The sequence below is a fragment of the Ruegeria sp. H7 genome (assembly GCF_056532945.1).
Genome location: NZ_JBQFNZ010000007.1, coordinates 170638 through 194257, shown reverse-complemented (window position 1 = coordinate 194257; position 23620 = coordinate 170638). Strand labels below are relative to the sequence as shown.

The window sequence follows — 23620 nt, the reverse complement described above, 5'->3', positions numbered from 1 at the left end:
ATGCAGCACACCGCCCGCACAGTCGTCATCCAGGAATTTGGCGGACCCGAGGTTTTGCAGATCGAAGACAGATCGTTGGGCGATCCCGGCCCCGGCGAGGTTCGCATCCGCCATCATGCCTGCGGTCTGAACTTCATAGACGTCTACCAGCGCACAGGCCTGTATCCGTTGGAGTTGCCCCATGCGTTGGGCATGGAGGCCGCAGGTGTGATCGAAGCGGTGGGCGAGGGTGTAACCCATCTGGAACCCGGCCAGCGCGCTGCCTATGCCGCAGCCCCGCCCGGCGCCTATTGCGAGGCGCGGGTAATGCCAGCCGCGCAGGTCTGTCCGCTGCCTGACGGCATCACCTTCGAAGCCGCCGCTGCAATGATGCTGAAGGGTATGACGGTCGAATACCTGTTTCACCGCACCACGCCTTTGCGGCGCGGCGATACGGTGTTGTTTCACGCGGCTGCCGGGGGCGTCGGCCTGATCGCCTGCCAATGGGCCAAGTCCGAGGGGATTACTTTGATCGGCACCGCCGGAACCGATGAGAAATGTTCATTGGCTCAGTTCAACGGCGCGGCGCATTGCATCAACTACCGCACCGAGAATTTTGTCGAGCGGGTGGCCGAGATCACCAATGGCAAAGGCGTCGATGTGGTGATGGATTCGGTCGGGGCGGACACGTTCGAGGGGTCGCTGGATTGCCTCAAGCCGCTGGGCATGATGATTTCATTCGGCAATGCCTCGGGGCCCGTGCCGCCGGTGGATATCGGGATTCTGGGGCAAAAGGGATCGCTCAAGATCACCAGACCGACCCTGTTCACCCATATCGGGGATCATACGGTGTGTCAGGCCATGGCGCGGCGGCTGTTCGGCAAGGTCGAAGGTGGAGAGGTCAAAATCCACATAGACCAGCGCTTTCCACTGGACCAGATCGCCGATGCGCACCGCGCGCTTGAGGCACGTCAGACCACGGGCAGTACGATCCTGGATATCTGAACGCAAAGACCCGGCGAATGACGCCGGGTCCCGTTTTCTATGTCGCGGCGGTCAGAACCGATAGGTCGCCCGGAATTGCAACGTGGTGGCGTCCACATCCACGCCGGTCGAGTTGAAATCGTCAAACTCGTGATACAGCAACTCGCCCCCGATGCTGACATTGGGCGCAACGATCTGTTCATAGCCCGCGCCGATGAACCAGCCACTGTCGCTGCCCAGATTGTCGGTTCCGGCTTCTGCATAACCACCGACACCATACAGCAGCCCCTGAGGGGTCACTTTGTACCCGGCGCGTGCCTTGATGCGCCAGACATCCTCGACCGTGGCCGCGCCAGACAGATCGACATCCGCCCAGTCATAGTCGAACCCGCCACCCACGACCCAGTCGCCCAGATCATAGTCGTAGCCCAGAACGATACCACCGAGCGCGCTGTCTCCGTCCACGCCCGAAAGGCTTGTGTCAACGTCAATATAACCAAGCTGCAAGCCGCCGTAGAACCCGGTCCAGTCGCCCGAGGATTGCGCCATGGCCGACCCTGCCGTCAAAGTGGATACAGCTGCGATGAGCGCCAATTTCCCAGTCATCTTTTGATCCTTTCATTCGCAAAATGAGCGCAGCGGCCAGAGGCCTGAGGTTGCGCCTGTGTACAAGCTGTTACGATCCGAAGCCGGGGCCGGATCATCGTTTGCTACATTTTCCGTACTGAATGTCGGTCGATCTGACCGGCCTGCGCCCGTTAAATCCGGGTCTGTCTGTCAAAAAAGATAGGGTGCGTGCCAAGGGCTTCAAATGACATGTCGGCGGCAGATCACTCTGCCGCCGACATGCGTTGGTTTTTAAGCGGATTATTGCTGCAGTTCTGCAGGCGCTTTGTCCGCGATGTCTTCCCAGTTTGCGCTGGCCTGTTCGATGAAGCCCGGGATGTCGCCTTCCCAACGTTCCTGAATGTCTTTCGACAGGTTCAGGTACAGCGTGTTGTCGACGATTTTCCAGTGGTTCGGGTCACCGTCGAACTTGAAGCCCATGGCCGCGCCAAACGCGCAGTAGCCGCCATATGCGGGCAGGTAAGCCTCGGGGTTGGCTTCGAACGCGGCTTTGTTTTCTTCCGACGAGAAGCGGTACAGCGCGTCATCGTGCAGCGTGGTGATGCGGTAGTCGCCCTTGGTGGCCTCGCCTTCGGTGAAATAGGCAACCGGGTCATAGCCCTGCATCGCCAGTCCGGTCGAGCTTGCGTTGATTTCAACGCCTGCGGCCAGGGTCGAAGTTGCCAGAGCAACAGACAGGGCAACGCCACCGATCAGAGATTTAAACGTGTTCATAGCTTCACCTTTCGTGAAATGGGCTGCGCGTTCTCACTGCAATTGTGATATGCACACCCGGGATTTTGTCCTGTGCGGCCGGTAATTGACCGTCACGAAATCTCAGGTGGGAAGCGGGTTGTTCACGTTCAAAACAATCAATTGTGATTGTGCGAGGATGAAGAGGGTCTGTTCGAAAATGCAGCCGACTCATGCATCGGGGCAAAGTGCCAGAACAAAGGCGACCACCTTCTCGGCGGGCATTTCGCACGGGCGCAGCAACGCGCCGCTGTTGCGGGTCTGGTACAGGTTCAGGCTGATGTAATCGGTGCCGTCCAACTGATGCGCGACCAGTTTATGCGACTTGCCGCCCGCCATTTCCTGACGCGAAACAACGTACCGCCCGCCTTGCGCGTGGCCGGTGAACGTGCCCAGCGGCAACGCAAAAAACGCGGCAAGAAACGCGTCTGTGGCGGTCACGGCTTTCCGATTTTGGGCTCGGTCCCGGCTTTGATCCGGGCCACGTTGGCGTTGTGACGCCAATAGACCAGCAGCGTCAGGATGATCCCCAGCACAAAGCTCGATCCATCGGTCAGAACCACGACCCATGTGGTGGACAAGGCCGCAGCAGCCAGCGCGCCAACGGATGAAATGCGCCAGATGGCAGCCGCCACAAGCCAGGTCAGGCAGCAGGCCACCCCGACCCGCCAGTCCAGCGCCAGCCACAGACCCAGAAAGGTTGCCACGCCCTTGCCGCCCTTGAAGCCCAGCCAGACGGGGAAGCAATGCCCCAGAAACGCCATCAAGGCGGCCATCTGCACGGCGTCTTCCCCCGCAAAGGCCCGCGCCAGCAGAACCGCCGCCGCGCCTTTTCCGGCATCGAACAGCAGCGTCAGCGCAGCCGCAGCCTTGTTGCCCGTACGCAGAACGTTGGTCGCGCCGATATTGCCCGACCCGATCTGCCGCAGATTGCCCAGCCCCATCACCTTAGCCAGGATCAGCCCAAACGGGATCGACCCCAGCAAATAGCCCATAGCCGCCCACAGGATGAGCTGGGTTGTCGTACTGTCAATCAAGGGCATCAGGCTCTCCGGTAGACTTCTTTGCCGGCAACATAGGTTGCAATGACCTTACCCTGCATCCTCTGCCCGTCAAACGGCGTGTTCTGTGATTTTGACCTGAGTGTAAACCGGTCCAGCACAAAGGGAATATCCGGATCGAACACCACCAGATCGGCAGGCGCACCTGTGGACAAACTGCCACTCTCCAGACCCAGCCGTTTCGCCGGGTTCAGCGTCATTGCCCGGAACAGGGTCGGCAGGTCCAGCTGACCCGAATGATACAGGCGCAGGGCCGCAGGCAGCAGCGTCTCCAGCGCGACGGCTCCGGATGCGGCCTCTTCAAACGGCAGGCGTTTGCTTTCTTCATCCTGCGGCGTGTGCATCGAGCTGATCGTGTCGATCAGGCCGGTTCGCACCGCCTCGATCACTGCCTGCCGGTCATCCTCGGACCGCAGCGGCGGCTTGACCTTGAAGAAGGTGCGATAGTCGGCCACGTCCAGTTCGTTCAGCGTCAGATGGTGGATCGAGGTCCCGGCGGTGATATCCAGCCCGTTGCGCTTGGCGCGCTCCAGCGCGGGCAGGGCACGGCCGGTGGTGATCTGGTCGGCGTGATATTTTGCCCCGGTCATTTCCAGCAATGCAATGTCGCGGTCCAGCCCCATACGCTCGGCCATGGGCGAAACCGCAGGCAACCCGCGCAAGGCTGCAAACTTGCCGCTGGTTGCCGCCGCCCCGGCGCTGAGGCCCGGTTCCTGAGGATGCGCAATCACCAGCGCGCCGCAAGACCGCGCATAGGTCAGCGCGCGCGAAAAGACCTTGGTGTTGGTGACGACATGGTCGCAATCGGTAAAGGCCACCGCGCCCGCGTCCATCAGGAACCCGATCTCGGTCATTTCGCGGCCTTCACGGCCCTTGGTCAGCGCGGCCATGGGCAGCACATTGACCGGAGTGTCGGCCTGCGCGCGGCGGGTTACAAATTCCAAAGTTTCGGGCGTGTCGATCGCGGGTGAGGTGTCGGGTCGCGTGACCATCGTGGTCACCCCACCTGCCGCCGCTGCCTGCCCGGCGGATTTATAACTTTCCTTGTGCCGCTCGCCCGGCTCGCACACTTTGACGCCAATATCGACGATGCCGGGGGCAAGGCATTTGCCCTGGCAATCGATGACCTGCCCGTCGATGGTGGGGGCCTCGCCGTCGCCCTTTGCCACAATGCGCCCATCCGCAACATGCAGCCACCCGATCGAGTCTGTGCCGCTTTCCGGGTCGATCAGGCGGGCGTTGGTAAACAGAACGGTGCTCATGGCAGGGCCCTTTCGATGGCGGCTTTGGTGGCGGCGGGGTCCGCCTGGTACTTGATCAGATGCTTGTCGCCGCCCTTGGTCACAAGCTGGACAAAGCTGCCCATGGTGTTCACAGCCTCGATCTGGTTCAGCGCAACTTTGCGCGAGCCGGGGCCGGTGAGCATGGTTTCAGTCATTTCCCACGCGGCGGTCAGTTCCTCGGAGGCCAGATACCACGCGCGCAACCCGATTGCGGCGAGGCCAGCGGGGGCTCCGGTCCAGACATAGGGGTTGCCGATCAGCCACAGAATGATCATCGCGCTAGCCATGGCTGCGGCGGCGAGCCATGCGTTGGTGCGGATATAGGCCCCCTTGTCGGGCGCGAAGATCACAGGATCAGCCACAGGGCACCTCCGACGGCCAACAACAGGACAAGGGCCAGAAAAGCCGATCCCATACGGCGCGACGCCTTGCCCCCATCGCCCGCATGTTGCGGGGCCGAGAAGGGTTTGGCGCTGTCCGTTTCGATTGCGCCGCCGGTCCAGTTTGTCGCCTCTTCCGTGAACAGGCCGATCAGCTTTAGGCGGGGATCGGGGGTCAGCGTCGCGGGGCGCCCGTGGAACGCGGCGCTGCGCAGGACCATGACCCAGCCCTCGACCGCGTCCAGCGTCGTGCGGTCCAATTGATCCTCGGACACGCCACAACCGTCGTTCAGATAGCCATATAGCCCGAGGTCTTCGAGGTCGGAGACCGGAAAGACGTCGATCTGATCCGGGTCCAGCCCGTCGACCCCCAGAACCTGATCCGCCGCACCCGGCTCGCGCAGGAACTTCGCCTCTTCGGGGCGCATGTCCAGCGTGAACAGGCGGATCACGCCGTGTTCATGGGGGGCGATGGTCAGATCGCTCATGCGGCCTCGCGAAGATTGCGGGCCAGCAGTTCCATGGCGGCCATTCGGACGGCGACGCCCATCTCGACCTGTTCCTGAATGACGGATCGGTTGATGTCATCCGCCAAGGTTCCGTCGATCTCGACACCCCGGTTCATCGGGCCGGGATGCATGACGATGGCGTCGGGTTTGGCCAGCGCCAGTTTGGCGGCGTCCAGACCGTAGCGGTGATAATATTCGCGTTCCGAGGGGATAAAGCCGCCATCCATCCGCTCTTTCTGAAGGCGCAGCATCATGACCACGTCGACCTCCCGCAGACCCTCGGCCATATCGTCATAAATCTCGGCCCCGAATTCGGCGAATTGCGCGGGCACCAGCGTCGGAGGGCCGATCAGGCGGATGCGGTTTTCCATCTTGCCCAGCAGGATCAGGTTCGAGCGTGCCACGCGCGAATGCGCCACATCCCCGCAAATGGCGATGTTCAGACGGTGCAGGCGGCCCTTGGCCCGGCGGATGGTCAGCGCATCCAGCAGAGCCTGCGTGGGATGTTCATGTTTGCCATCCCCGGCGTTCAGCACGGCGCAGTTCACCTTTTGCGCCAGCAGGTCCACCGCGCCGGAATGCGGATGCCGCACCACCAGCAGATCAGGGTGCATTGCGTTCAGCGTCATCGCTGTATCGATCAGCGTTTCACCCTTTTTGATCGAACTGGCCTGCATCGCCATATTCATCACATCCGCGCCCAGCCGCTTGCCCGCAATCTCGAAACTGGCCTGCGTTCGGGTCGAATTCTCGAAGAACATGTTGATCTGGGTCAGCCCCGACAACACGTCCGAGTGTTTGGCGGATTGCCGGTTCAGATCGACATATTTTTCGGCCAGATCGAGGATGGCGGTAATATCGGATTGCGACAGATGCTCGATGCCAAGAAGGTGACGATGGGCGAAACGCATTGGGCGGGCTCCTGTCTGACAATCGGACCGCTTATAGAAAGCCGCGCGGGCCAAGGCAACCTAAGGATCGGACCCTTCGGGCAATATCTCGCACCCGCCTTCGGGCAGGCACCGCTCGCCGGGTTTGCACCATTTGCCATAGCCGCAATCGACCGCCTTGACCGGGACACAGCCCTGATTTCGCGAGCATTTGAAGCCCGGTCGGCATTGCGACCCGGTTTTTTCGCACAGGAACCATCCGGCGCGGGAACAGCCACCTTGCGGCAGGCAGAACGATCCGCGCGCACAAATCCGGCCATCGGCGCAGGGTTGCGGCAGGTTCAGGTGGAGATCGGGCTGGATCGGCTCGCACTCACCACGCCCGTTGCAGCGGTTGCCACTGCGGCAATCCAGGCTTGAATTGCAGGCGTTCGCGGCCTTTGGCGCACAGCGGGTGCTGCCCGGAACACAGCGTTCAAACGGGCCGCAGGATCGACCGCCACCGCAATAGGTGCCGCCCAACGGGATGCAGTGCCCGTCAAAGCTGCACCTCTGCCCCGCCGAGCAGCATCGGCTGCCGCATTGAAACTGTCCGCCCCGGCATTGCGTGCCACGGTCGAAAAGCTGCGCCGAGGCCGGGCCGGAGAGGGGGACCAACAGAAAGAAAATCAAAAGGAATCGCAGGATCGACAACATGGTTGGCGTCATGGTCGGTGCGACCCTGCGCCGTGACAAGGTCTATTCGCTTTCCCTCAGTCAAAAGCTGGTTAGATTGAGAGGCATGGAATCGGGCTTGGACTATCATACTGCGCGGGCGCTGCTGGACTGGCAGATCGAACTGGGCGTGACCGAAGCCATCGGGGACGCGCCGGTGGACCGTTACGCGTTGCCCGATACCGCGCCCAAACCGAAGAAACCTGCCACCCCGCAGGCGGCACCGGCTAAGCCCAAGCAGGTCGATCCGGTCGCGATTGCGAAATCCGCCGCGCAGAATGCAGGGTCACTGGACCAGTTGCGCGCAGCGATGGAGGCGTTCGACCATTGCGAGTTGAAACGCGGTGCGCGCCAGTTGGTGTTTGCCGATGGCACGCCGGGCGCGCGGGTGATGATCATCGGTGAGGCACCGGGCCGGGATGAAGATCGCGAGGGCAAGCCTTTTGTCGGTCGCGCAGGGCAATTGCTGGATCGGATGCTGGCGGCGATTGATCTGGATCGGCGCGAGAACGTCTATATCACCAATGTGCTGCCCTGGCGGCCGCCGCAAAACCGGGATCCCAAGCCGGAAGAGATCGGCATGATGAAGCCGTTTCTGGAACGCCATGTGGCGCTGGCCAGGCCCGAGGTGTTGGTGGTGATGGGCAATATCAGCTGTCAGGCGGTGCTGGGCAAACGCGGCATCACGCGGCTGCGCGGCAATTGGGATCAGGCGCTGGACCTGCCGGTGATCCCGATGTTCCACCCCGCCTACCTGTTGCGCCAGCCACAGATGAAGCGGCAGGCCTGGGCAGATCTGCTGGAGTTGAAAGCACGGCTGGGGGCAGGGTGATGCGGATTCTGGCCTTCTCGGACCTGCATATGGCGCGCAACCGCGCCGCCGAGCTGGTTGCGGCCAGTGCCGAAGCTGATCTGGTGATCGGGGCCGGGGACTATTGCAATATGCGGCAGGGGCTGGATGAAGCGATGCAGATGCTTTCGGGTATTTCAGCACCATTGGTTCTGGTTCCCGGCAACGCCGAAAGCGCGGGTGAGTTGATCGACGCCGCCCCCGAAGGCGTGCATGTGCTGCACGGTACTGGCATGACCGTCGATGGGGTGCGCCTGTTCGGTCTGGGCTATGGCGTGCCGGTGACGCCCTTTGGCGCCTGGTCTTGTGACATGACCGAGGCCGAAGCGACGGAATTGCTGGATCGCTGCGACGGCGCGGATGTTCTGATCGTGCATTCGCCGCCCAAAGGTTATGGCGATACCACGTCGCAGGGCATCTCGGTCGGTTCGGTCTCGGTGCGCGATGCGGTGGAAAGACTGCAGCCCGGTCTGGTGTTTTGCGGCCATATCCACGACAGCTGGGGCTATCGCGGCACATTGGGGCGGTCGCAGATCGCCAATCTGGGGCCAAAGGCAAACTGGTTCGAGGTACCCTCATGATCGACACCGTCACGCTGCTGGCCTTTATCCCGGCGGCCATGGTTCTGAATTTTACCCCTGGCGCGGATATGATGTTCTGTTTCGGGCAGGGGCTGCGTTCCGGCGCAAAACCGGCGCTTGTGGCCAGTGCCGGGGTTTCGCTGGGGCTGATGGTGCATGTGCTGCTGGCCGGGCTGGGCCTTGGGGCATTGGTGTCTTCAATGCCGTGGCTGTTCGATGTCATCCGCTGGATGGGCGTTGCCTATCTGCTGTATCTTGCGTGGGGCGCGATCCGGAACGGTGCGGTTTCAGCAGAGGGGTCGGTCAGGCCGACCCGCATGGCCTTTCGGGATGGTTTGGTGGTGAACCTGACCAACCCGAAGGTGATCCTGTTTGTTCTGGCCTTCATCCCGCAATTCGTTGATCCCAACTCGGGGTCGATCCTTGCGCAGTTCCTGATCTTTGGGGTCATCATCGCGCTGGGCGGGTTTGTGGTGAACGGGCTGGTCGGTGTGTTCGCCGGCGGAGCGGGCAAGCTTCTGATTTCGAACCCGCGCGCCTCGCGCATCATGGGTTGGGTCACCGGAGGGATATTCATCACTTTGGCGGCCCGGCTGGCAATCATGGAAAGGGCCTGACGCTGCATGTCGCGCATCGATGAGAGTATGGAGTTTATCCCGGTCCGCATTGCGGTGTTGACCGTGTCGGACACGCGTTCGCTGGACGAAGACCGCTCGGGCCAGACATTGGTGGACCGGATCGAGCGGGCAGGGCATGTGCTGGCTGATCGTAAGATCATCCAAGACGAGCGCGCCGAAATAGCGGCGCAGCTGCGGCTGTGGATCGGCGACCCCGAAATAGACGTCGTGATCTCGACCGGCGGCACCGGACTGACCGGGCGCGATGTGACGGTCGAGGCGCATCGCGATGTTTATGAAAAAGAGATCGAGGCGTTCAGTACCGTATTCACCATCATATCGATGGAGAAAATCGGCACCTCGGCCGTACAGTCCCGCGCCACTGGCGGGGTCGCCGGAGGAACCTATCTGTTTGCGCTGCCCGGCAGCCCCGGAGCCTGTAAGGATGCGTGGGACGGGATATTGGAAAAACAACTCGATTACCGCCACCGCCCCTGCAATTTCGTGGAAATAATGCCCCGATTGGACGAACATCTGCGACGGAAGTAGACTGGTCCTACGTTCAAGACCTTATAACCGCTTTGTGGCTTGGCATATTTGGCGGTCCGGCTACATTTTGCACAAGGCAGCCCATTGCAACCCGGGGTAAGTGAGAATGCGTTTTCTAAGGCAAAGTCTTGTCGGTGTCTTTCTGGCGTCGCTGACGCTGGCTTTGCTGTTTGTGGCCGCGCAAATCATCTCTGGCGCGGTGCAGGACGTACTGACGCGCGAGAACGAACAACCTCAGGCGCGCGAGCGGGTCTTTGCGGTAACCGTCCGACAGGCCGAGCTTGAGACCGTCACCCCCTATCTGGAAGCGTTTGGTGAGGTGCAAAGCCGCCGCAGGCTGGAGCTACGCGCGGCACTGGGCGGGCGCGTGGTTGCTCTGGCTGATGATTTTGAGGATGGCGGCACCGTCATAGCGGGCGAGGTGCTGGTTGAGCTGGACCCGGCGGATGCGCAATCTGCCTTGGATCGCGCCAAATCGGATTTGCTGGATGCCCAGTTCGAAGAACGCGACGCCGAACGCTCGTTACTGCTGGCACAGGATGAGTTGAAATCGGCAGAAGCCCAGGCGGACCTGCGAGACCGCGCCCTGCAACGGCAACGCGATCTGGAATCCCGCGGTGTGGGGGCTACGGCCAGCGTGGAAGAGGCCGAATTGTCCGCCGCCGCCGCCCAGCAATCGGTTCTGGCGCGCCGCATTGCCTTGGCGCAGGCCGAGTCGCGTGTGGATCAGGCAACCACGCTGTTTGCGCGGGCACGGATTGCGCTGGAAGCGGCGGAACGCGATCTGGATGATATGACCATCCGCGCCCGGTTTGGCGGTACGCTGACCGATGTCACCTTAGTCGAGGGGCGATTGGTGTCGGCCAATGAAAAGCTGGCCGAGCTGGTGGACCCAAATGCGCTGGAGGTGGCGTTCAGAGTTTCTACGGCGCAGTTTGTGCGATTGCTGGATGACACGGGCGCACTGATCGACGCGCCGGTGACTGTCTCACTTGAGGTAACAGGGACCGACCTGACCGCCCAAGGCCGGATCAGTCGGGATAGCGGATCAGCCGGGGAAGGGCAGACCGGACGTCTGATCTTTGCCCGGCTGGACACCGCCTCGGGCTTCAAGCCGGGGGATTTCGTGACCGTGACCGTGCAGGAACAACCTTTGGATGCGGTGGTGCGTTTGCCATCCTCGGTTCTGGATGCGGCTGGAACGGTTCTGGTTCTGGGCGCAGATGACCGGTTAGAGGCGCTGCCGGTGCAGTTGATCCGGAGGCAAGGCGATGAGGTGCTGTTGCGCGGCGAAGGTCTGGAAGGCCGCGAGGTCGTGATTGGCCGGACGCCTCTGTTGGGCTCGGGCGTTCGTGTCCGCCCCTTGCGGGTCGAGGCAAATGCCGACGCGGATATGGTCGAACTGACGGATACGCAGCGTGCACAACTCATGGCGCAGGTGGAAGCCAGCGAAGGCATGCCGCAGGACGTCAAATCCCGCATGTTGGGTCAGTTGGAGGCGGCGCAGGTCCCCGCCTCGCTTGTCCGGCGTATTGAAAACCGGGCCGGGGGCTAAGCGCCATGATGCGCGAGATCCCAAGCGCGGCCGGTGGTATCCTCAGCTATTTCACCCGGCACCGGACGGTCGCCAATTTGCTGCTGCTGGTCATGCTGGTGCTGGGGGCCGCAGCGATCCCGAACATGCGCGCGCAGTTCTTTCCGGATGTCATTCTGGAACGGGTCGATGTGGCGGTTGAATGGGACGGTGCAGGCCCCGAGGATGTCGACAATGGTATCGTTCAACTGCTGGAACCCGAGTTGCTGGCGGTTGAAGGTGTCACCAGCACAACGGCTACCTCACGCGAAGGTTCGGCCAGCATCCGGTTGGAGTTCGAGCCCAACTGGGACATGGCCCGCGCCATCGAAGAAGTCCGCACCGCCGTGGACAGCGTCACTAACCTGCCGGTGGACGCCGAAGAACCTTCAATCCGGCGCGGCGCGTGGCGGGATCGCGTTACGGATGTGGTTGTCACGGGTCCGGTTGCGCCTGACCAGTTGGCGAAGTTCACCGATGAATTGATCAACCGGCTATTTGCGGTCGGTGTTACCCGCACCACGATCCGGGGACTGGCGGCTCCGCGCGTTGTGGTCGAGGTGCCGACCGCTCAGCTGATCGCCAACGATATCGCTCTGGCCGATATCGCGACAGCCATCGCGGCCGAGGTCAATGCCAGCCCCGCCGGTGATGTCAGCGGTGCCAATGCCCGCATTCGGACGGGGGCCGAGAAACGCACACCGGAAGAGATCGAAGGCATCACGCTGCGCAACTTTGCGGATGGGTCCAAACTGCTCGTGGGTGATGTGGCGACGATCCGGGTCGAAGGGGTCAATCGCAACCGCAGCTACTTTGTGGGTGAGAACCCGGCCATGTCCATCCGGGTGGACCGCTCGAATCTGGGTGACGCCATCGGTATCCAGCATTCGGTCGAAGATGTCGTCGCCGAAATGCAGGCCAGCCTGCCCGAAGGTGTCACGGTTGAACTGATCCGCACCCGCGCGCAGGCGATCACGGATCGGCTGGATATTCTGATCGACAACGGCCTTGTCGGGCTTGGGTTGGTCGTCTGCCTGCTGTTTTTGTTCCTCAACGCCCGGATCGCCTTTTGGGTGGCGGCAGGAATCCCGGTCGCGATGTCAGCGGCGATTGCGCTGATGTATCTGGGCGGTTTGTCGCTGAATATGGTGTCCTTGTTCGGCCTGATCATCACGCTGGGCATCGTCGTCGATGACGCGATTGTGGTGGGCGAACACGCCGATTTCCGTGCCCGCCGATTGGGCGAACCGCCCATGGTTGCCGCCGAGCGCGCCGCCCGGCGCATGGCCATGCCGGTCTTTGCGGCCACGATCACCACGGTAATCGCCTTTTTCGGCCTGACCCTTGTCGGTGGTCGGTTCGGAGAGTTGATCCGAGATATTCCCTTTACCGTGATCGCCGTTCTGGCGGCCTCACTGATCGAATGCTTCCTGATCCTGCCCAACCACATGGCCCATGCCATCGCGCATTCGGCCAAGGAACATTGGTACGACCTGCCCAATCGGGTCGTGAACCGGGGGTTCCGCTGGGTGCGGGATCATCTGTTCCGGCCCTTCATCGCCTGGGTCATCTGGGCGCGGTATGTGGTCGTCGCCCTGATGATCGTTATTCTGGCCAGCCAGATTGCCCTGTTCATCCGAGGCGACGTGAACTGGCGGTTCTTCAATGCGCCCGAGCGTGGCTCGGTCACCGGCAACTTCATCATGGCCGAAGGCGCCACCCGCGCCGATACGCTTGAAATGATGCGCCAGTTGCAGCAGGCCACCGATGAGCTGGGACAGATTTACGAGGAACGCCATGGCCGCAACCCCATCGACTATGTTCTGGCCGAGGTTGGCGGCAGTGCCGGGTTTGGTCTGTCCGCCGCCGAGGGCAAGGACGACGATTTGCTGGGTGGTATTTCGATCGAACTGATCGACGCCGACCTGCGCCCTTATTCGAGCTTTGAGTTTGTGGGCGAGTTGCAGGAATTCGTACCCCGCCACCCCAAGGTCGAATTGATCAGTTTCCGCGGCTGGCGATCCGGCCCCGGCGGTGATGCCATCGATGTGCAGTTCTATGGCTCGGATGTGAATACTCTCAAGGCGGCGTCAGAGGATTTGCAGACCGAATTGTCGAAATTCCCCGAGGTCTCGGCGCTTGAGGATAATCTGGCTTATGACAAGGAAGAATTCATTCTGGACCTGACTGCGCAAGGTCAGGCGCTGGGCTTCCGGATCGAAACCTTGGGTCGGGTTCTGCGCAACAGGCTCAACGGGATCGAGGCTGCGACCTTCCCCGATGGTCCCCGCAGTGCTGAGATCCGTGTGGAATTGCCCGAGGGCGAACTGACCGCCGATTTTCTTGAACGCACGCTGATGCGCACCCCGGACGGGGTCTATGTGCCGCTGGCCGATATCGTCTCGGTCGAACGCAAGTCGGGCTTCTCGACCGTACGGCGTGAAAACGGGCTGCGGGTGATTTCGGTCAATGGCGACATATCCGAGGACGATCCGACCCGCGCGGCCGAGATCGAACGCGCGCTGAACGAAGAGATTCTGCCCAATATCGCCGCCGAACGTCAGGTCGAATGGCGCATGGCGGGCCTCAGCGAACAAGAGGATGAGTTCCTGTCCGAGGCGCGCACAGGCCTGATCCTGTGTCTGACCGGGATCTATCTGGTACTGGCCTGGGTCTTTGCCAGCTGGTCGCGGCCCTTAGTGGTGATGGCAATCATCCCGTTTGGCTTGGTGGGCGCGATCTGGGGGCATTACATCTGGGACGTACCGCTGAGCATGTTCACGGTTGTGGGTCTGCTGGGCATGACCGGGATCATCATCAACGACTCGATTGTGCTGGTGACGACCATCGATGGCCACCAGCAGGAACGCGGATTGGTGCCGTCTATCGTCGAAGGCACAGCGGACCGGTTGCGCCCTGTGATGCTGACCACGCTGACGACGGTGCTGGGGCTGACGCCTTTGCTGTATGAAGGCTCTCAGCAGGCGCAGTTCCTGAAGCCCACGGTGATCACTCTGGTCTACGGGTTGGGCTTTGGCATGTTGCTGGTTCTGGTGCTGGTTCCGGCCCTGCTGGCGATCCTGAACGACGTATCGCGTCCGATGACAGCCATGCGCCGAGCTGTCCGCGCCCCGGATCGGGTGATGCAGGGGGCAGTTGCCGCCACGGGCGCGGCGCTATTGTTCTGGTTTGCCGTGACAATGGTCTGGCCAGCGTTGACAGGCGCTCCGGTCGGTGCCCTGTCCGCCCTCTATTCGGGTGATGAAGGGGTGGCCGTTCTGAACATGGGTCTGGGCGCATTTCTGGTTGGGGCGATCCCGATTGTCGTCCTCAGCTTTATAGCCTCTGGGATGCTTTACGCGAGGCTGAAAGATCATGTTGGCCCTTAGCCTTCGCGCAGAGCATATTCCAGAAGTTGACGAACCCGTGCGCTCATCGGCAGATCGCCCTGCCGTATTTGCTCAATCGGAAACCAGCGCGCATCCAGTGCATCATCGCCTGCGACCGGCGCGCCGGATTGATAGCGGCAGGCCACGCCGACCAGCAGGTAGTGGGAGATCACAAGGCCCGCCTCATCCCGCCGCAGCATGTCCAGATTGTCCAGATAATGTGTTGGCTGCGCAGTGACCGAGGTTTCCTCGAATAGCTCTCGCTGCGCAGCCTCCAAAACGGTTTCACCCCATTCCAGGTGACCGCCGGGAAAGCCCCACAATCCCCGGTCAGGCTGTTTGCTGCGTTGCACCAGCAGAACCTGATCCTGATGCAGCACAACCGCCAGCGCGCCGATCTTCGGGGTTTGGGTCATGCGATCACCCAGCGGTGCAGCCCTGAATGTCCACGGCGTGGTTAGCGCCCAATACCGTGATCCGAATCTCGGACCGGTCCAGCGCAAAAGGCGCGCCAGAGGCATTGATGACCTCGGCAGTTGCGATCAGCGTGCCACCTTGCCGGACGGTTTTGGGCTGCGAAGCCCACAGCACCGGATTGCCGGGTTCTATCACCGCGATCTCTTGCCCACCCGCCGAAGGCATGGTCACACGTGCCTCGATCTGCATGCCGTCCGCCGTTGGGGTCAAACTACACCGCGCAGCGGATACGTTGGCCTCACGCGCGGAAAACGGGCGCTGGGCCAGTGCTGCGGCGATGGCAGGGTTGCGGCCCGCTTCGGCATCCAGCGTGTGGTCGAAATCCAGCCGTTCGGGGATGCAGACATCCTTGCAGACGCCCAAATCCATCTCACCGCGCAGACGCACGGGCTTGGCCGGGTTCTTCGGCGTGATCTCGACCGGCAGAACCAGTTGATCCTCGTATCCGATAGATTGCAGGCCGTTCTGGTCAAACACATCGGGCGCGGGCCATGTGATTGACACATCGCCCACGTTGCGCGACCCGTTCCAGTCGAATTGCGGCGGAATGCCCGCATCGCCCGGTGCGCGCCAATAGGTCTTCCACCCGTCCTTCAAAGTCAGGCGCAAGGCCCCCATATAGGTCCCATTGGCGGTGCGGCCACCATCCAGAATGTCCAGCCTGACAACTCCGTCCAGCCCCTGCGCGGTGGCCGGAAAGATCATGCAAAAACAGGCCGCGATGGTGGCGGCAAGGGATTTCATCAGCGTGTTCATTGCCTATACATGCGCGGTGCGGCACGAAAATCCAAGTCACGTTCGGGTCACCTGACTGAAATCTGCGGAAAACCCCGCTGCCGACTTGCCAATCCCTGCGCCGCAGGGTCATTGTGAAGCTGAGTTGAAAAAGAGAAGCCACCCAATGGACCTGACCGGAAAACTGTTGATTGCGATGCCCGGCATGGGCGATCCGCGATTCGACCACTCGGTTGTCTATATGTGCAGTCATGGCGACGATGGCGCGATGGGTCTGATCGTGAACAAACCCTCGGACCTGCGGATCAAGGCCCTGCTGGGGCAGTTGAACATCGCCTGCAGTATCCCGATTGTGGGCGAGCGGCTTGTGCATTTCGGTGGCCCGGTCGAGATGTCGCGCGGCTTTGTCCTGCACAGCGCAGATTACGAGGCCAACCTGCATTCCATGCAAATCTCGGATGATTTCAGCATGACCGCGACGCTGGATGTGCTGGAGGATCTGGCCTCGGGCCGGGGGCCGCTGAATTCTGTGCTCGCACTGGGCTATTCCGGCTGGGGGCCGGGGCAATTGGAAGATGAGATCGCAATGAATGGCTGGCTGACGACCGAGGCGAGCTCGAAACTCGTGTTTGATGTGCCCGACGACGAAAAGTGGGAGGCCGCCTTGGCCACGCTGGGCGTCGATCCCCTGACCCTGTCGGCCAGCGCGGGCCGCGCCTGATCAGCTGTCGCGTGGGGCCGCGGCCCGGCGCAGGCGGTCATTGATCGCAGCCCCAAGATCATGGTCCGGGATCGGAGACACGGCAATCGGCCGGCCCGTTTCATTCAAGCTGTGCAGTGCCGCAAACAGGTTGGCGGCGGCCTCGGGCAAGTTTCCGGCTTCAGACAGGTTCAGATCGCAATCGACAGGGCCAAAGCCCAAAAGAACCTCATCGCCTTGCCTGCTCTGCGCGTTCAGGCGCACGGGCGCATCCGGGGCATAATGTGACTGTAATTGCCCGGGCGCGGTCAGCAGGTCGCCGGATTGGTGCAGGTGCAGGCGGGTGTTGAGGGCGGTCTCGACCGCTTCCAGCGCCACACCTCCGGGGCGCAGCAAGGTCGGCTCTCCGGCCAGCCCCACGATTGTGGATTCCAGACCCACGCCACAAGGGCCATCATCCAGAATGGCTGCGATCCGGCCTCCAAGGCCTGCACGCACATGCTGGGCAGTCGTCGGACTGATTTGACCTGAGGGGTTCGCCGACGGGGCCGCGACCGGCCCGTCAAAGGCGGTCAGCAGATCGCGGGCGGTTTGATGCGCGGGCACCCGCACCGCCAGCGTGTCCAGCCCCGCCGTGACCAGTGAAGAAATCCCGTGCCCGTCGCGCAAAGGCAGAACCAGTGTCAGCGGGCCGGGCCAAAAGGCATTGGAAAGGGTTTCCGCGTGATCCGACCATTCGACAAACCGCCGCGCAGCCTCGGCCGAAGCGACATGGGCGATCAGCGGGTTAAAGCTGGGGCGGCCCTTGGCCTCGTAAATCGCGGCCACGGCCTCTCCGTTGCGGGCATCGCCGCCAAGGCCATAGACCGTCTCGGTTGCAAAGGCGACCAGCAGGCCCTGACGCAGCAGGTCAGCCGCGCGCGCGATGCCGTCTGGGTCTGCTGTCAGATCGAGAGTTGTGGGGATCATGTCTGGTGACGCCGCGTTTTGGTTGCTTGCAACATAAGGACAGGTAGGTAATGCACCCAAGCCTTGATGCATACCGGTGCCGGGCCGGAATTCCAAGCCCGCCTGCGCAATACCGGTCAGACAGCCCCCGAGGGACAACATGATATACCGCGCACCGATTTCAGACTACGAGTTCCTGTTTCAAAATGTGGTCGAATTCGATCAGATTGCGGCGACCGAAAGGTTTGCCGATGCCAGCCCCGACGTCGTCAGCGCGATCCTGTCCGAGGCGGGCAAGATGTGTGAAGAGATTCTGGCCCCACTGAACGCCACCGGCGATCTGAAACCGGCACGGTTGGAGGATGGTGTGCTGCACAGCCCGCCCGGCTATGCGGATGGCTGGGCCGCGATTGCCGAGGGCGGCTGGATCGGGATCAGCGGCGACCCCGAGCATGGCGGTATGGGCCTGCCGATGACCGTCACCACCGCCGTGAACGAGATGATGAGCGCGGCCTGCCTGTCACTGCAGGTGGCCCCGCTGATGAGCCAGGGGCAGATCGAAGCCCTGCAGCACCATGCCAGTGACGCGCTCAAGGCGCTGTATCTGCCCAAGCTGATGACCGGTGCATGGTCGGGCACGATGAACCTGACGGAACCGCAGGCAGGCTCGGATGTTGGGTCGCTGACATCGAAGGCCGAACCCAACGGCGATGGAACCTATGCGATCTCGGGGCAGAAGATCTTTATCTCATGGGGTGACAACGACTTTGCCGAAAATATCTGTCATCTGGTGCTGGCACGCTTGCCGGATGGGGTGCCGGGCACAAAGGGGATTTCGCTGTTCCTGGTGCCCAAGTTTATCCCGGATGCCGATGGCAATCCGGGTGCGCGCAATGATCTGAAGGTTGTTTCAATCGAGCATAAGCTGGGTCTGCACGGCTCGCCCACCTGTGTGATGCAATATGACGGTGCAACCGGTTGGCTGGTGGGGCAGGAACATGGCGGCATGGCAGCCATGTTCACCATGATGAACAACGCGCGGCTGGGCGTGGGCGGGCAGGGCATCGGTGTGGCCGAAGCCGCCTATCAGCACGCGCTGGCCTACGCGCAGGATCGCAAGCAGGGCAAAACCCCTTCAGGGACAATCATTGACCACGCCGATGTGCGCCGAATGGTCGCCGATATGCGCGCCGATACCTTTGCGGCCCGTGCGATCATGCTGGCCAATGCTGCCGCCATCGACATGGCCGAAGCGACAGGCGACGCTGATTGGGTGGCCCGCGCTGCATTGCTGACCCCGATCTCCAAGGCGTTCGGGTCCCGCACCGGGATGCGCGTGTCTGAAACCGGCATTCAGGTGCATGGCGGCATGGGCGTGATCGAGGAAACCGGGGCGGCTCAGTTCTACCGCGATGTCCGTGTGACCGCGATCTACGAAGGCACCAACGGTATTCAGGCGATGGACCTTGTCGCCCGCAAGATGATGGACGGGGGCGAGGCGGCTTCGCGCCTGCTGGACGAGATCGAAGATCACGCCGAACAGGCCCGCGCCACTGTGCCCGATCTTGCCGGTCCCGTGTGGGAGGCGACCGAGTCCCTGCGCGAAGCAACCGAATGGATGGTGTCACAGGGCAACATGAATGACCGCTTTGCCGGGGCGCTGGCTTATCTGCACGCCTTCGCGCGGGTTCTGGGCGGGCATTTCCATCTGAAAGCCGCCCTGGCGGACCCAAAGGGCCCACGTGGCAAGCTGGCGCGCTATTACATCAAAGCGCTGCTGCCCGAATATACCGGCCTGCTGGCGCAAGCGCAGAACGGGTCGGTGGACCTGTTTGCCCTTAGCGCGGATGATCTGTCGGCATGATGGACGACCTGCACTCTCCGGCCATCCGCTACCCCTGGCCCGAGCCGCCTGCACCCGGCGAGGCCACGCGGATTGCCGAAGGTGTGCTGTGGATCCGACTGCCGCTGCCGATGGCGCTGGACCATGTGAATGTCTACGCGCTGGATGACGGTGACGGCTGGACCATCGTCGACACTGGGATGTCGTCGCGGAAAACCCGCGTGATCTGGCAGGATCTGATGTCCGGGCCGCTGGGCGGCAAACCCGTCCACCGGGTTGTGGCCACGCATCATCACCCCGATCACATCGGCAACGCGGGCTGGTTTCAGTCCGAATACGGCGCTGAACTGGTGACCAGCCGAACCGCATGGCTGTTCGCGCGCATGCTGACGCTGGACGTGCAGGAAAGCTGGCCGCAGGAAACGCTGGATTTCTACCAAAGCGCCGGAATGGCGGCCGAGGTTCTGGATAAACGCAAAGCCGACCGCCCCTTTAACTTTGCCGACAGCGTCTATCCCATGCCGCTTGGGTTCACCCGCATCCAGCAGGGCGACGTGTTCCGCATGGGCGGGCGGGACTGGGACGTGCATATGGGCAACGGCCACGCGCCGGAACATGTCACGCTCTGGAGCCGCGACGATGATCTGGTTCTCAGCGGCGATCAGATCCTCAGCTCGATCAGTCCCAATCTGGGCGTCTACGCGACCGAGCCCATGGCCGACCCGATCTCGGGCTGGCTGGAGGCGTGTGAACGGCTTGCAACCCTGGCGCGGCCCGAACATCTGGTTCTGGGCGGGCACAAATTGCCGTTCACTGGCCTGCCGCTGCGGATGCGGCAGTTGATCGACAACCATCACGGTGCGCTTAAGCGCTTGTTGAAAGACCTGACCGAACCCAAAGCCGCCGCCGAGTGTTTTGCGCCCCTGTTCAAACGGTCGATCGGCGAGGGGGAATATGGCCTGGCCCTGGTCGAAGCGGTTGCACATATGAGCCATCTTTACCACATTGGAGCTGTCACCCGGACGCGCCGTGCAGACGGTGCCTGGGTCTACCAACGCAAAGGGTAAAGAATGCAGGACGAGATCGAAACCTCAGCCGAAGCTGCCGAAGCGGCGGCCCTGCCGCGCTGCTACGAGGTCCACGCCAACGCCGAGGCCGAATCCGGTTCGAAAACCCTGCCGGAACCCTTGCAACAACCGGTCGAGACCAAAAGCCCGGCCCAATGGGCATACGAACGTCTGATCCTTTACATCCAGAACTTTGAAAAGACGCTGGATGGAGATCAGGAGGTTGCGATGGGCTTCACCGGCGGTGACGCGGGTGTCATGCGGATCGAAGGGATGGGGTATTTCGACCCCGATGTCATCACCTTCTACGGCTCGGATGGATCGGGCGCCCGCACCCAGCTGGTACAGCATGTCAGCCAGTTGAATGTCATGCTGCGCGCTTTGCCGAAATCGGTCGAGGACAAGCCCGCCAACCGCATCGGGTTCCGTCTGGCCGCAGATCTGGAAGAAAGCTGACTTGCAATTCACGCTTTCGCAGCCTTGAATGAGTAAACCGTTCAGGAGGCCGCGCAAGTGTCAGATTTCTCAGCCGTTACACATGCCTATGGTGCCGCCTGGCGGCGGCGGCGTGTCTTTGTGCCCGTCTACCTTGCCGTCCGCCTGTTGCTGATCGCGCTGATTGCACCGGGCGTGGCGGCGGCGGTCAATCTCGCGGTGTCCCTGTCCAATCAAACGGCCCTGACGGATCAGGACATCGCAGCCTTCATTCTGTCCCCCGCCGGGTTCATCGCCGCACTTGTGGTGCTGAGCCTGTTTCTGATGGCCGAGGTTTTTGTCTTTGCGGTCATGGCGGGTTCGCTTCGCATGGGCGAACCCGATCCGTGGCGCGCAGGCAGCTCTTCGATCCGCCTGGTTCTGTCGCGCCTGCCCGCGCTGTTCAACTTTGCAGCGCGCTTTATCCTGCGCGTTCTGCTTCTGGCGCTGCCCTTTCTGGCCATTTCCGGCCTGATCGCGTGGTGGTGGCTGACCGAATATGACATCAACTACTACCTGACCTTCCACCCACCCGCCTTCTGGATCGCTGTGTTGATGATCGGGGCGGTGATGCTTGTGATGGCATGGGTCCTGATCCGCAAGCTATCTGCCTGGGCGCTTTCGCTGCATCTGGTGCTGTTTGAAAACGTTCACCCGGCGCATGTGTTCAATATCAGCGCATCGCGGATGGAGGGTAATCGGGGCCGTCTGAAACTGTCGCTGGTGCTGTGGCTGGCCACGCGCCTTGTTATCGCGGCAGTGATTGCGTGGGTTGCGGGTCTCCTGTTTGCACTGGTGCCATTGCAGGGCAGCGGTCATCTGCGTCTGGCCTTGATCTACAGCCTGATCATTGCGGGGCTTTGGGCCTTGGCCGGGTTGGTGCTGGCGGCCACGGCGCTGGGCGCTTTGGCGGATTTGCTGGACCGGTTCTTTGAACCGCAGACAGCCGACCTGCCGCATCCCGAACCGGGGCGTCTGGGGGTGCCGCTGTTCACCGCTGTAGGTCTGGCCTTGATCGCCGTGCTGGCAGGTGTTTGGTTTGGTCAAAACCTGCTGGAAAGGGTGCAGGCCCCGGACCGGGCCGAGGTGATCGGCCACCGCGGGGCGGCGGCGTTGCGACCTGAAAACACCATGGCCTCGGTCCTGAAAGCCATCGAGGACGGCGCGGACTGGGTTGAGATCGACGTACAGGAAACGGCGGATGACGTGGTGATCGTCGCCCATGACAGCGATTTCATGAAACTGGCCGGGGTCAATCTGAAGGTTTGGGACGCCACGATGGAGGATGTGGCCAAGATTGATATCGGCAGCTGGTTTGGCCCCGAATATGCCGATCAGCGCACCCCGACGCTGCGAGAGGTTTTGGAGGCCACAAAGGGCAGTTCCAAGGTCATTATCGAGCTGAAATACTACGGTCACGATATTGATCTGGAGAACCGCGTGGCCGCTTTGGTCGAAGAGTTGGGAATGCAGGACGACATTGCCACCATGTCGCTGAAATACCCGGCTGTGCAGAAGATGAAGGCGATCCGGCCCGACTGGCGGACGGGCGTTCTGGCCGCGACTGCCGTGGGTGATCTGTCCGGGTTGGAGGGGGATTTTGTTGCCGTGAACGCGGCGACGGTCTCGCCGGGGCTGATCCGGTCCGTTCAGGATGCGGGCAAGGACATTTATGTCTGGACGGTGAATGATCCGCTGCAAATGTCTGCCATGGCCTCGATGGGGGTGGACGGGCTGATTACCGACCGCCCAGCCATGGCGCGCGAGGTTTTGCGCGTTCGTGCCGAGATGGGACCGGCAGAGCGGTTGCTGCTGTGGCTGGCCACAAGTTTCGGAATGCAGGTCGATACCGAGGCGATGCGCGATGACAGCCCATAAGCTGGCGCTGTTTCTGATCTGCCTGTCGGGGCCTGCCGTCGCGCAGGACCTGATGCGCAGCGTCGAAATGCCTGCCCACCGGGCCTTGATCGCGCAGCGGGGCGTCGAACCTCTGACACCGTTTGAAACGGACGGATGTTCGGGCGGGTTGTCGGCCAGTTGGCGCTGGGTGGCAGACACCTTCCCGCAGATCGGTGAATTGTATCAGGCGCATCCCCCTTGGGAGGAATGTTGCGTCATCCACGATCGTGCCTATCACAACGCAGGTGGGGCCTTGCGCGCGGAAGACAGCTTTGACGCGCGCCTTTCTGCGGATCAAACCCTGCGCGCCTGCGTCAAGGACCATGGCGACAGCCATGCCGAGGAATACGCAGTGCGCTATCAGATGACCCCTGATCAGATCCGAAACGTCCATGCACTGACCGCTGATGCCATGTACGGTGCCGTTCGCTTTGGCGGTGGCCCGTGCAGCGGTTTGCCCTGGCGCTGGGGATTTGGATATCCGGGATGTTCCGTGTTCGGAGAACGCACCCCTGCGGGTGAATGACGTCGTGCACCTGCGCGCGAATGACGTGGTGACAGCCTGACTCTTTTCGACTATCCAACTGGAAAACACGCGAATTGGGATTCTTAGACACATGGCTGACCACAAGCACGGCGAAATGGACATCACCGTCCAGGAAAAAACCTTTAACGGCTTTATCAAGGCCACCACATGGTGTGTGGTTGTCATCGCCTTCCTTTGCCTGTTCCTCGCGGTTTTCGCGTCCTAAACCGCAG

At 61.9% G+C, this 23620-nt stretch carries 26 protein-coding genes; 14 read left to right on the top strand and 12 right to left on the bottom strand.

Annotated elements, in window-relative coordinates; genetic code table 11:
• Positions 1–984 carry a quinone oxidoreductase family protein gene (locus tag ACR0AC_RS15940; RefSeq protein WP_170453199.1) on the top strand — a complete coding sequence of 328 codons (984 nt, stop codon included), beginning with the start codon at positions 1–3 and terminating at the stop codon, positions 982–984.
• A 51-nt stretch (positions 985–1035) separates the two neighbouring features.
• On the opposite strand, the gene ACR0AC_RS15935 is transcribed toward ACR0AC_RS15940, so the two are convergent.
• From ACR0AC_RS15935 to ACR0AC_RS15895, 9 genes are all read right to left on the bottom strand, one after another.
• On the bottom strand, positions 1036–1569 hold the full coding sequence (locus tag ACR0AC_RS15935; RefSeq protein WP_170453198.1) for a porin family protein: 534 nt from the start codon (positions 1567–1569) through the stop codon (positions 1036–1038).
• Between the two features lie 261 nt (positions 1570–1830).
• Positions 1831–2304 (bottom strand): YHS domain-containing (seleno)protein, encoded by a 474-nt coding sequence (locus tag ACR0AC_RS15930; protein ID WP_170453197.1) that lies wholly within the window; start codon positions 2302–2304, stop codon positions 1831–1833.
• A gap of 189 nt (positions 2305–2493) precedes the next feature.
• The gene (locus ACR0AC_RS15925; RefSeq protein ID WP_170453196.1) at positions 2494–2763 is read right to left on the bottom strand and encodes a hypothetical protein; all 270 of its coding nucleotides are present in this window, start codon (positions 2761–2763) and stop codon (positions 2494–2496) included.
• The gene (plsY, locus tag ACR0AC_RS15920) at positions 2760–3365 is read right to left on the bottom strand and encodes a glycerol-3-phosphate 1-O-acyltransferase PlsY (RefSeq protein ID WP_170453195.1); all 606 of its coding nucleotides are present in this window, start codon (positions 3363–3365) and stop codon (positions 2760–2762) included. The genes ACR0AC_RS15925 and plsY overlap by 4 nt, the downstream gene beginning before the upstream one ends.
• The gene (gene pyrC, locus ACR0AC_RS15915; protein ID WP_480874705.1) at positions 3365–4645 is read right to left on the bottom strand and encodes a dihydroorotase; all 1281 of its coding nucleotides are present in this window, start codon (positions 4643–4645) and stop codon (positions 3365–3367) included. Before pyrC ends, plsY begins: the two co-directional genes overlap by 1 nt.
• On the bottom strand, positions 4642–5028 hold the full coding sequence (locus tag ACR0AC_RS15910) for a hypothetical protein (RefSeq protein WP_480874702.1): 387 nt from the start codon (positions 5026–5028) through the stop codon (positions 4642–4644). The genes pyrC and ACR0AC_RS15910 overlap by 4 nt, the downstream gene beginning before the upstream one ends.
• Complete coding sequence (locus ACR0AC_RS15905; protein ID WP_170624087.1) at positions 5013–5534, bottom strand: hypothetical protein; 522 nt, start codon at positions 5532–5534, stop codon at positions 5013–5015. Before ACR0AC_RS15905 ends, ACR0AC_RS15910 begins: the two co-directional genes overlap by 16 nt.
• Positions 5531–6466 carry an aspartate carbamoyltransferase catalytic subunit gene (locus ACR0AC_RS15900; RefSeq protein WP_170453192.1) on the bottom strand — a complete coding sequence of 312 codons (936 nt, stop codon included), beginning with the start codon at positions 6464–6466 and terminating at the stop codon, positions 5531–5533. The genes ACR0AC_RS15905 and ACR0AC_RS15900 overlap by 4 nt, the downstream gene beginning before the upstream one ends.
• A gap of 60 nt (positions 6467–6526) precedes the next feature.
• Positions 6527–7153, bottom strand: a complete 627-nt coding sequence (locus tag ACR0AC_RS15895) for a scavenger receptor class F, member 2 (protein ID WP_480874699.1) — start codon at positions 7151–7153, stop codon at positions 6527–6529.
• 73 nt (positions 7154–7226) lie between these two features.
• Between ACR0AC_RS15895 and ACR0AC_RS15890 the strand changes: the two genes are divergently transcribed.
• The 6 genes from ACR0AC_RS15890 to ACR0AC_RS15865 all read left to right on the top strand — a co-directional run bounded on the left by ACR0AC_RS15890 (position 7227) and on the right by ACR0AC_RS15865 (position 14718).
• Positions 7227–7991: a uracil-DNA glycosylase gene (locus ACR0AC_RS15890; RefSeq protein ID WP_480874826.1), complete on the top strand. Its 765-nt coding sequence runs from the start codon at positions 7227–7229 to the stop codon at positions 7989–7991.
• The gene (locus ACR0AC_RS15885; RefSeq protein ID WP_480874696.1) at positions 7991–8590 is read left to right on the top strand and encodes a metallophosphoesterase family protein; all 600 of its coding nucleotides are present in this window, start codon (positions 7991–7993) and stop codon (positions 8588–8590) included. Before ACR0AC_RS15890 ends, ACR0AC_RS15885 begins: the two co-directional genes overlap by 1 nt.
• Positions 8587–9207 (top strand): LysE family translocator, encoded by a 621-nt coding sequence (locus tag ACR0AC_RS15880; protein WP_170522140.1) that lies wholly within the window; start codon positions 8587–8589, stop codon positions 9205–9207. Before ACR0AC_RS15885 ends, ACR0AC_RS15880 begins: the two co-directional genes overlap by 4 nt.
• A gap of 6 nt (positions 9208–9213) precedes the next feature.
• The gene (moaB, locus tag ACR0AC_RS15875; protein ID WP_480627036.1) at positions 9214–9756 is read left to right on the top strand and encodes a molybdenum cofactor biosynthesis protein B; all 543 of its coding nucleotides are present in this window, start codon (positions 9214–9216) and stop codon (positions 9754–9756) included.
• Between the two features lie 106 nt (positions 9757–9862).
• Entirely contained in the window at positions 9863–11311 is a 1449-nt protein-coding gene (locus ACR0AC_RS15870) for an efflux RND transporter periplasmic adaptor subunit (protein WP_480874691.1), read from the top strand.
• 5 nt (positions 11312–11316) lie between these two features.
• A complete protein-coding gene (locus tag ACR0AC_RS15865; protein WP_170624079.1) occupies positions 11317–14718 on the top strand; it encodes an efflux RND transporter permease subunit in 3402 nt (1133 codons plus the stop codon).
• On the opposite strand, the gene ACR0AC_RS15860 is transcribed toward ACR0AC_RS15865, so the two are convergent.
• Both ACR0AC_RS15860 and ACR0AC_RS15855 read right to left on the bottom strand, forming a co-directional pair.
• Positions 14715–15134: an NUDIX hydrolase gene (locus ACR0AC_RS15860; RefSeq protein WP_170624077.1), complete on the bottom strand. Its 420-nt coding sequence runs from the start codon at positions 15132–15134 to the stop codon at positions 14715–14717. The two genes, ACR0AC_RS15865 and ACR0AC_RS15860, sit on opposite strands and share 4 nt — an antisense overlap.
• A 4-nt stretch (positions 15135–15138) precedes the next feature.
• Positions 15139–15939, bottom strand: coding sequence for a protein-disulfide reductase DsbD domain-containing protein (locus ACR0AC_RS15855; RefSeq protein WP_480627033.1), 801 nt, complete (start codon positions 15937–15939; stop codon positions 15139–15141).
• 157 nt (positions 15940–16096) lie between these two features.
• Here ACR0AC_RS15855 and ACR0AC_RS15850 point away from each other — a divergent pair, with 157 nt between their 5' ends.
• Positions 16097–16651 (top strand): YqgE/AlgH family protein, encoded by a 555-nt coding sequence (locus ACR0AC_RS15850; RefSeq protein ID WP_170453185.1) that lies wholly within the window; start codon positions 16097–16099, stop codon positions 16649–16651.
• Here ACR0AC_RS15850 and ACR0AC_RS15845 read toward each other — a convergent pair whose 3' ends face one another.
• Positions 16652–17599: an L-threonylcarbamoyladenylate synthase gene (locus ACR0AC_RS15845; protein ID WP_170453184.1), complete on the bottom strand. Its 948-nt coding sequence runs from the start codon at positions 17597–17599 to the stop codon at positions 16652–16654.
• A gap of 139 nt (positions 17600–17738) precedes the next feature.
• Here ACR0AC_RS15845 and ACR0AC_RS15840 point away from each other — a divergent pair, with 139 nt between their 5' ends.
• From ACR0AC_RS15840 to ACR0AC_RS15815, 6 genes are all read left to right on the top strand, one after another.
• Positions 17739–19442 carry an acyl-CoA dehydrogenase gene (locus ACR0AC_RS15840; protein ID WP_480874687.1) on the top strand — a complete coding sequence of 568 codons (1704 nt, stop codon included), beginning with the start codon at positions 17739–17741 and terminating at the stop codon, positions 19440–19442.
• Positions 19442–20488, top strand: a complete 1047-nt coding sequence (locus ACR0AC_RS15835) for an MBL fold metallo-hydrolase (protein WP_480874824.1) — start codon at positions 19442–19444, stop codon at positions 20486–20488. The genes ACR0AC_RS15840 and ACR0AC_RS15835 overlap by 1 nt, the downstream gene beginning before the upstream one ends.
• A gap of 3 nt (positions 20489–20491) precedes the next feature.
• Positions 20492–20944 (top strand): DUF6173 family protein, encoded by a 453-nt coding sequence (locus ACR0AC_RS15830; protein ID WP_170453181.1) that lies wholly within the window; start codon positions 20492–20494, stop codon positions 20942–20944.
• Between the two features lie 57 nt (positions 20945–21001).
• Positions 21002–22840 (top strand): glycerophosphodiester phosphodiesterase family protein, encoded by a 1839-nt coding sequence (locus ACR0AC_RS15825; protein WP_480874684.1) that lies wholly within the window; start codon positions 21002–21004, stop codon positions 22838–22840.
• Positions 22827–23387, top strand: a complete 561-nt coding sequence (locus tag ACR0AC_RS15820; protein ID WP_170737277.1) for a hypothetical protein — start codon at positions 22827–22829, stop codon at positions 23385–23387. Before ACR0AC_RS15825 ends, ACR0AC_RS15820 begins: the two co-directional genes overlap by 14 nt.
• A 91-nt stretch (positions 23388–23478) precedes the next feature.
• Positions 23479–23613: an aa3-type cytochrome c oxidase subunit IV gene (locus tag ACR0AC_RS15815; RefSeq protein WP_170453178.1), complete on the top strand. Its 135-nt coding sequence runs from the start codon at positions 23479–23481 to the stop codon at positions 23611–23613.
• Positions 23614–23620: the final 7 nt, after the last annotated feature.

What these genes read in the sequence shown, in the direction of transcription:
- ACR0AC_RS15850 (WP_170453185.1), top strand. Translation starts at nt 16,097, where the DNA reads ATGGACCTGACCGGAAAACTGTTGATTGCGATGCCCGGCATGGGCGAT.
- ACR0AC_RS15890 (WP_480874826.1), top strand. Translation starts at nt 7,227, where the DNA reads ATGGAATCGGGCTTGGACTATCATACTGCGCGGGCGCTGCTGGACTGG.
- ACR0AC_RS15855 (WP_480627033.1), bottom strand. Translation starts at nt 15,939, where the DNA reads ATGAAATCCCTTGCCGCCACCATCGCGGCCTGTTTTTGCATGATCTTT.
- ACR0AC_RS15845 (WP_170453184.1), bottom strand. Translation starts at nt 17,599, where the DNA reads ATGATCCCCACAACTCTCGATCTGACAGCAGACCCAGACGGCATCGCG.
- ACR0AC_RS15835 (WP_480874824.1), top strand. Translation starts at nt 19,442, where the DNA reads ATGGACGACCTGCACTCTCCGGCCATCCGCTACCCCTGGCCCGAGCCG.
- ACR0AC_RS15815 (WP_170453178.1), top strand. Translation starts at nt 23,479, where the DNA reads ATGGCTGACCACAAGCACGGCGAAATGGACATCACCGTCCAGGAAAAA.
- ACR0AC_RS15865 (WP_170624079.1), top strand. Translation starts at nt 11,317, where the DNA reads ATGATGCGCGAGATCCCAAGCGCGGCCGGTGGTATCCTCAGCTATTTC.
- ACR0AC_RS15930 (WP_170453197.1), bottom strand. Translation starts at nt 2,304, where the DNA reads ATGAACACGTTTAAATCTCTGATCGGTGGCGTTGCCCTGTCTGTTGCT.
- ACR0AC_RS15895 (WP_480874699.1), bottom strand. Translation starts at nt 7,153, where the DNA reads ATGACGCCAACCATGTTGTCGATCCTGCGATTCCTTTTGATTTTCTTT.
- moaB (WP_480627036.1), top strand. Translation starts at nt 9,214, where the DNA reads ATGTCGCGCATCGATGAGAGTATGGAGTTTATCCCGGTCCGCATTGCG.
- ACR0AC_RS15820 (WP_170737277.1), top strand. Translation starts at nt 22,827, where the DNA reads ATGACAGCCCATAAGCTGGCGCTGTTTCTGATCTGCCTGTCGGGGCCT.
- plsY (WP_170453195.1), bottom strand. Translation starts at nt 3,365, where the DNA reads ATGCCCTTGATTGACAGTACGACAACCCAGCTCATCCTGTGGGCGGCT.
- ACR0AC_RS15830 (WP_170453181.1), top strand. Translation starts at nt 20,492, where the DNA reads ATGCAGGACGAGATCGAAACCTCAGCCGAAGCTGCCGAAGCGGCGGCC.
- ACR0AC_RS15900 (WP_170453192.1), bottom strand. Translation starts at nt 6,466, where the DNA reads ATGCGTTTCGCCCATCGTCACCTTCTTGGCATCGAGCATCTGTCGCAA.
- ACR0AC_RS15940 (WP_170453199.1), top strand. Translation starts at nt 1, where the DNA reads ATGCAGCACACCGCCCGCACAGTCGTCATCCAGGAATTTGGCGGACCC.
- pyrC (WP_480874705.1), bottom strand. Translation starts at nt 4,645, where the DNA reads ATGAGCACCGTTCTGTTTACCAACGCCCGCCTGATCGACCCGGAAAGC.
- ACR0AC_RS15870 (WP_480874691.1), top strand. Translation starts at nt 9,863, where the DNA reads ATGCGTTTTCTAAGGCAAAGTCTTGTCGGTGTCTTTCTGGCGTCGCTG.
- ACR0AC_RS15840 (WP_480874687.1), top strand. Translation starts at nt 17,739, where the DNA reads ATGATATACCGCGCACCGATTTCAGACTACGAGTTCCTGTTTCAAAAT.
- ACR0AC_RS15880 (WP_170522140.1), top strand. Translation starts at nt 8,587, where the DNA reads ATGATCGACACCGTCACGCTGCTGGCCTTTATCCCGGCGGCCATGGTT.
- ACR0AC_RS15905 (WP_170624087.1), bottom strand. Translation starts at nt 5,534, where the DNA reads ATGAGCGATCTGACCATCGCCCCCCATGAACACGGCGTGATCCGCCTG.
- ACR0AC_RS15860 (WP_170624077.1), bottom strand. Translation starts at nt 15,134, where the DNA reads ATGACCCAAACCCCGAAGATCGGCGCGCTGGCGGTTGTGCTGCATCAG.
- ACR0AC_RS15935 (WP_170453198.1), bottom strand. Translation starts at nt 1,569, where the DNA reads ATGACTGGGAAATTGGCGCTCATCGCAGCTGTATCCACTTTGACGGCA.
- ACR0AC_RS15885 (WP_480874696.1), top strand. Translation starts at nt 7,991, where the DNA reads ATGCGGATTCTGGCCTTCTCGGACCTGCATATGGCGCGCAACCGCGCC.